Annotated in this window: 4 protein-coding genes; all 4 read left to right on the forward strand. The window is 64.6% G+C overall.

From position 1 onward, the window contains the following. The first annotated feature begins 175 nt into the window (after positions 1-175). The 4 genes from ACIRA7_RS14660 to ACIRA7_RS14675 all read left to right on the forward strand — a co-directional run bounded on the left by ACIRA7_RS14660 (position 176) and on the right by ACIRA7_RS14675 (position 5,277). Positions 176-1,018 carry a hypothetical protein gene (locus tag ACIRA7_RS14660; RefSeq protein WP_396221595.1) on the forward strand — a complete coding sequence of 281 codons (843 nt, stop codon included), beginning with the start codon at positions 176-178 and terminating at the stop codon, positions 1,016-1,018. A gap of 104 nt (positions 1,019-1,122) precedes the next feature. After that, complete coding sequence (locus ACIRA7_RS14665; RefSeq protein WP_396221596.1) at positions 1,123-2,616, forward strand: amino acid permease; 1,494 nt, start codon at positions 1,123-1,125, stop codon at positions 2,614-2,616. Positions 2,617-2,652: 36 nt separating this feature from the next. Beyond that, positions 2,653-3,942, forward strand: a complete 1,290-nt coding sequence (locus ACIRA7_RS14670) for a dicarboxylate/amino acid:cation symporter (RefSeq protein ID WP_396221597.1) — start codon at positions 2,653-2,655, stop codon at positions 3,940-3,942. A gap of 6 nt (positions 3,943-3,948) precedes the next feature. Beyond that, positions 3,949-5,277: a sterol desaturase family protein gene (locus ACIRA7_RS14675; protein ID WP_396221598.1), complete on the forward strand. Its 1,329-nt coding sequence runs from the start codon at positions 3,949-3,951 to the stop codon at positions 5,275-5,277. Positions 5,278-5,331 lie beyond the last annotated feature (54 nt).

The following is a 5,331-nucleotide window of genomic DNA, read 5'->3' on the forward strand; positions in this document are numbered from 1 at the left end:
CCAGGCCCGCGGTGCCGGGGTCAAAGTCATCGGCGTTCCACCGAAGTGAGGAAAGGCGCGGACCCGGACACGGGTGCGCGCCCAACCACGAGATCCACGTCGTGACCACGGCGGGCGAATCCATAGGGATCGTCCGCCGTTGTACGTTGTATAGGTCTCATCCCCCCGACTCCCAATGACGCCAACACCTCCGTCGCTCCCAGACACTGCCGACCTCCCACCGCCGGAACGCCCGCGGTACCGACCGCCGATCGGTGTGCCGGTGGGCAACCAGCGCCGGGTCCGCAGTCTGCTGATCAGCATCGGGATCCACCTGCTGATCATCCTCCTGCTCATCGTGCCGTTCACCTCGCCGGAGATGATCCGCGAGGTCCTCGGCGCTGGTGGCCTGGGGCCGGCCGGAGGTGGGGGCGGCGGAAACCGCGGCACCGGCGGCATTGCCAAGGACGAACGGCTCCAGTTCGTTCGCGTGGCACCCGCGCCCACCCCCCCACCACCCCTGGTCAAGCCGCCCACGGTCAAGCCGATTGTGCCGCCGCCTCCGCCGCCGCCGGTCGTCAAACCGCCCCAACAGCCCGCGGCGCCGACGCAGCCATCCGCCAGCGAGACGGCCGACGCCAAGTCGACGGTCGCGGGTACCGGAGGTGGTTCCGGAACCGATGGCAGCGCCGGGTCGGGATCGGGAAGCGGTGGAGGTGTCGGATCCGGGGTCGGTACCGGGAAGGGGACCAGTGTGGGGCCGGGAACCGGTGGAGGGCCCGGTACCGTGTATCCCCCCGCGCCCACCGAGCTGTTCCTCCCCCCACTGCCGGTACCGAACAAGGCAAAGGGCACCGTGATCGTCGTCTTTGAAGTCGACTCCACGGGGAAAGTGCTGGATCTGCAGTTCACACCGACCAAAGACGGCGCGTACAACCGAAAGCTGCGTGAGGCGCTCGTCGCCATCCGCTTTCGCCCCGCTGTGAATGCGCAGGGCGTCCCGGTCCGCGGCAAAGCCGAAATCACGTATTCATTGTAGGCTCGCCGTACGCGTGGCTCGACAGTACCTTGCGCCCACGTAGTACCCGCGCGCCGCTTCCACCCTCCTGACACGGCGCGCTCCTCCCCCCGATCCGAGGGCCCATGGGGCTGTTTGATCGAAAGCCGATCGCCGCTACCGATGAAAGCGGCACTGGTATGCGCCGTACGCTCGGCGCTGGCGACCTTGTCATGCTGGCCATCGGCGCCGTCATCGGTGCCGGCATCTTTTCGTCGCTGGGAACGGCCGCTGCGGGCGAAACCCTCGCGGACGGTACCGTGATCCGATACGGCGCCGGACCCGCCCTCGTCCTCTCGTTCATACTGCTCGGGGCGGTGTGCGGTCTCGCCGCGCTGTGCTACGCGGAGTTGTCAGCCATGATTCCGCAGGCTGGCAGTGCGTATGCCTATTCCTACGCGACCCTCGGTGAGATCGTGGCGTGGATTGTCGGGTGGGCACTTATCCTCGAATACGCGGTCGGCAACGTCGCCGTCGCGATCGGATGGTCCGGCTACTTCACGTCGTTGCTGTCGGGATTCGGCGTCGACCTGCCCGGATGGCTCACGCACGGATACTGGAACGTGAAGGCCAGCGGAGACCCCGCCATCAGAGGGCTGATGGAATCGGCGCCGCGCATCGCCGGCGTCCCGGTCCTCGTAAATCTGCCGGCCTTCGGCATCGTTGTCGCCATCACCCTGTTGTTGCTCAAGGGCGTCAAGGAAAGTGCGCGCGCCAACAACATCATGGTGGTCATCAAGCTGCTCGTCCTCGCGCTGTTCGTGATCGTCGGCGGCATGCACATCGATCCCGCCAACTACAAGCCCTTTGCGCCGAACGGATTCCGCGGCATTCATCAGGGCGCCGCGATCGTCTTCTTCGCCTACATCGGCTTCGACGCGATTTCCACGGCCGCTGAGGAGACCAAGAATCCGCAGCGCAATCTCCCCATCGGTATTCTCGGCGGATTGGCCGTCTGCACCTTGATCTACGTCATTGTCGGGTTCGTGGCCACGGGGCTGGTGCCCTACGAACAGCTTCGGAGCAGCGACCCATTGGCCAAAGCGCTCTCGATCGCCGGCCTCTCCACTGCCAGCTGGATCGTGGCAGCCGGTGCGGTGGTCTCGATGTCCGCTGTGTTGCTGGTGTTCCAGTACGGGCAGCCGCGCATTTTCTACGCCATGGCTCGCGACGGTCTCTTGCCCAAGTTCGCCGCCAAGTTGCATCCGAAAACGCGGACGCCACACATCACCACAATCATCACCGGTGTCGCCGTGGCGCTCGGTTCCCTACTCGCCGACGATGCGGCCACCTATGACCTCACGAACATCGGCACGCTCGCCGCGTTCGCCGTGGTGTGTGTCGGCGTGCTGGTCCTGCGCATTCGTGAACCAGATCGGCATCGCCCGTTCCGCGTCCCCTTCGTGTGGCTCGTCACGCTCGGCGGGGCCGGTGCCTGCGTCTTCGTCATGCGCGGCCTGCCGTCGAGCGCATGGAAGGCGTTCGCCATCTGGATGCTCATCGGTCTCTCGTTCTACTTCGTCTACGGGTACAAACACTCGGTGCTGCGTCGAGGCGACGCACCGCTCTCGCCCGAGTAACTCACTCGCACGACCACGTCTTCTCTAACCAGCACCATGGCACATCAGTCATCCAGCGCATCGTCGGCGGCTCCGAGCAGGGGATTCCTCGGCATCGGATTCTCGCAGTGGATCATCATCTCGATGCTCATCGGCATCCTGATCGGGTGGCTTGCCCCCGATTTCGCGCCGAACCTCAAGCCGTTCGCGAACATCTTCCTGCGCATGATCAAGTCCTTGATCGTGCCGCTGCTGTTCAGCACCCTCGTCGTCGGGATCGCCGGGCACGGCGATGACATGAAGAAGGTCGGTAAGCTCGCGCTGCGTTCGATCATCTACTTCGAGGTGGTCACCACCGCTGCGCTCGCGATCGGACTGATCGCCGTCAACTTCGTCAAGCCGGGCATCGGCCTCTCGATCGAAAACGCCGCGGGAAGCACTGAAGAGTTCAAGGCCCTGGCCGCGAAGACGCCGACGTTCGCCTCGGTGCTCGAACACACGGTGCCGCAGAGTTTCTTCGAAGCGGCCGCGCAGAATGAAGTGCTGCAGATCGTCTTCTTCGCGATCATCTTCGCCGTCGCGCTCTCGCGCGTCGAAGGCCCATCCAAGAAGCTCATGCTCGACGGCCTGCAGTCGCTCAGTGAAGTGATGTTCAAGTTTGTCGGTATCGTGATGGCGTACGCCCCGATCGGCATCGGCGCCGCCATCGGTGTCACCGTCGGCAAGAGCGGACTTGGCGTCTTGCTCAGCCTCGGCAAGCTGGTCGGCACACTCTATGTTTCGCTGATCATCTTTGTGCTGATCGTGCTCGTGCCGGTGGCGATGCTGGCGCGCATCCCGATCATGCGCTTCTGGCGCACGGTGAAGGAGCCCTGGCTCATCGCCTTCTCCACCGCCTCCAGTGAAGCGGCCTTTCCGCAAGCGATGCAGGCGATGGAGAAGTTCGGCGTGCCGCGTCGGATCGTATCGTTCGTCTTGCCAACCGGCTACTCGTTCAATCTCGATGGCAGCACGTTGTACCTCGCCATCGCCTCGGTCTTCGTGGCGCAGGCCGCCGGCATCGACATGCCGCTCAGCACGCAGCTGCTCATGATGCTCACGCTCATGCTCACCTCGAAGGGCGTCGCCGCCGTACCGCGCGCGTCGTTGGTGATCCTGTCGGGCGCGCTCGCGCAGTTCAATCTGCCGCTCGAAGGAATCGCCCTCATCCTTGGCGTAGATGCCATCATGGACATGGCTCGTACGTCGGTGAACCTGCTCGGGAACTGCCTCGCCACCGCCGTCATGGCGCGTTGGGAAGGCGAGTTGAACATCCCCGCCGAGGAAGCCGTACCGGCACGGGCGTAGCACGACATGGGGATCATTCAGGCCAGCATTCCGCTGTTCTTCATCCTCATTGCGGCCGAGTTGCTCTTCACGCGACTCGGCCGTCGCTCGTTCTATCGTCTCAATGATTCGATCAGCGATCTCTCGGCGGGCACGCTGAGCCAGATCGCCGGCATCTTCACGAAGTTGCTGCTCGTTGGCATCTTTGCGTGGCTGTTCGAGCATGCGCGCATTCAGCGTTGGGTCGATATCCCGGCGTGGCCCGATGGTGCGATGCTGCGTCGGGACCTGAGCGGTGCTACGGTCGACTGGACGGCGGTTGCGGGTTGGGTGAGTGCCTTTATCGTCGTTGATCTGGCGTACTACTGGTTTCACCGCGTCTCGCATGAGGTCAACCTGTTCTGGGCTGGGCACGTCGTGCACCACTCCAGCGAGGAGTACAATCTCGCCGTTGCCCTCCGTCAGAGTGCCGTCGGTGGACTGATCGGCTGGATCTTCTATGCGCCGCTCGCGCTGCTCGGGATTTCGTGGGAGCAGTTTGCCGTCTGCTACGCACTCAACCTGGTGTACCAGTTCTGGATCCACACGCGCGCCGTCTCGCGACTCCCCACGTGGGCCGAGGCCGTGCTGAACACGCCGTCCCACCACCGCGTGCATCATGGTGTGAATCCCGAATATCAGGACCGCAATTACGCGGGCGTCTTCATCGTGTGGGATCGGTGGTTCGGCACCTTCACCGAGGAGCGCGAAGAACCAGTGTACGGCCTCACCACACCACTGCGAAGCTGGAATCCGCTCTGGTCGCAGCTCCATCAGTACGTCGCAATCGCCCGCAACGTGCGACGCGCCTCCACGTGGAGAGACCGCTGGTCCAGCGTATTCGGTGCGCCCGGTTGGCGCTCGGCGGCTGACGGTGGCGTCGTGGTCATTCCTCCGGTGACGCCACAGTCGATGATCAAGTTCGACCCCGTCGTGCCGACGGCCCTCTCGCGTTATGCGCTCGCACATTTTGTGCTCACGATTCCGCCGGCGCTCTGGCTCCTCACGGTGGCGGATCGGCTGCCTGCAATGCAACTCGGGGCAGGGGCGTTCTATGTCGCGCTCTCACTCACGAACGTGGGTGGCGTGCTCGAAGGACGACGGTGGGCGTTCGCCGCGGAACAGGCGCGGCTCGGCGCGCTCGGCGTGACGTCGATCGTGTGGCTCCTACGCAACGAGGCGCCGCGCTCGATCGGCGGCGCCTCGTTGTGTGTCTTCGTGACCAGTGCCTTCGTCCTGTGGAGTCATCGCGCCGCCTTCACGATGTCCAGCGACGAGCGCATGGATACCATGCACCGGGAACTGGCTGGGCGTTAGACCTCGACGCCCAGCAGGCGCCGCGCGCGGCGCACGGCACCGCGTGCAGCGTCA

Origin of the sequence: Gemmatimonas sp., assembly GCF_044376735.1 — a bacterium.
In the GTDB taxonomy this organism is placed as follows: domain Bacteria; phylum Gemmatimonadota; class Gemmatimonadetes; order Gemmatimonadales; family Gemmatimonadaceae; genus Gemmatimonas.

What these genes read in the sequence shown, in the direction of transcription:
- ACIRA7_RS14660 (WP_396221595.1), top strand. Translation starts at nt 176, where the DNA reads ATGACGCCAACACCTCCGTCGCTCCCAGACACTGCCGACCTCCCACCG.
- ACIRA7_RS14665 (WP_396221596.1), top strand. Translation starts at nt 1,123, where the DNA reads ATGGGGCTGTTTGATCGAAAGCCGATCGCCGCTACCGATGAAAGCGGC.
- ACIRA7_RS14670 (WP_396221597.1), top strand. Translation starts at nt 2,653, where the DNA reads ATGGCACATCAGTCATCCAGCGCATCGTCGGCGGCTCCGAGCAGGGGA.
- ACIRA7_RS14675 (WP_396221598.1), top strand. Translation starts at nt 3,949, where the DNA reads ATGGGGATCATTCAGGCCAGCATTCCGCTGTTCTTCATCCTCATTGCG.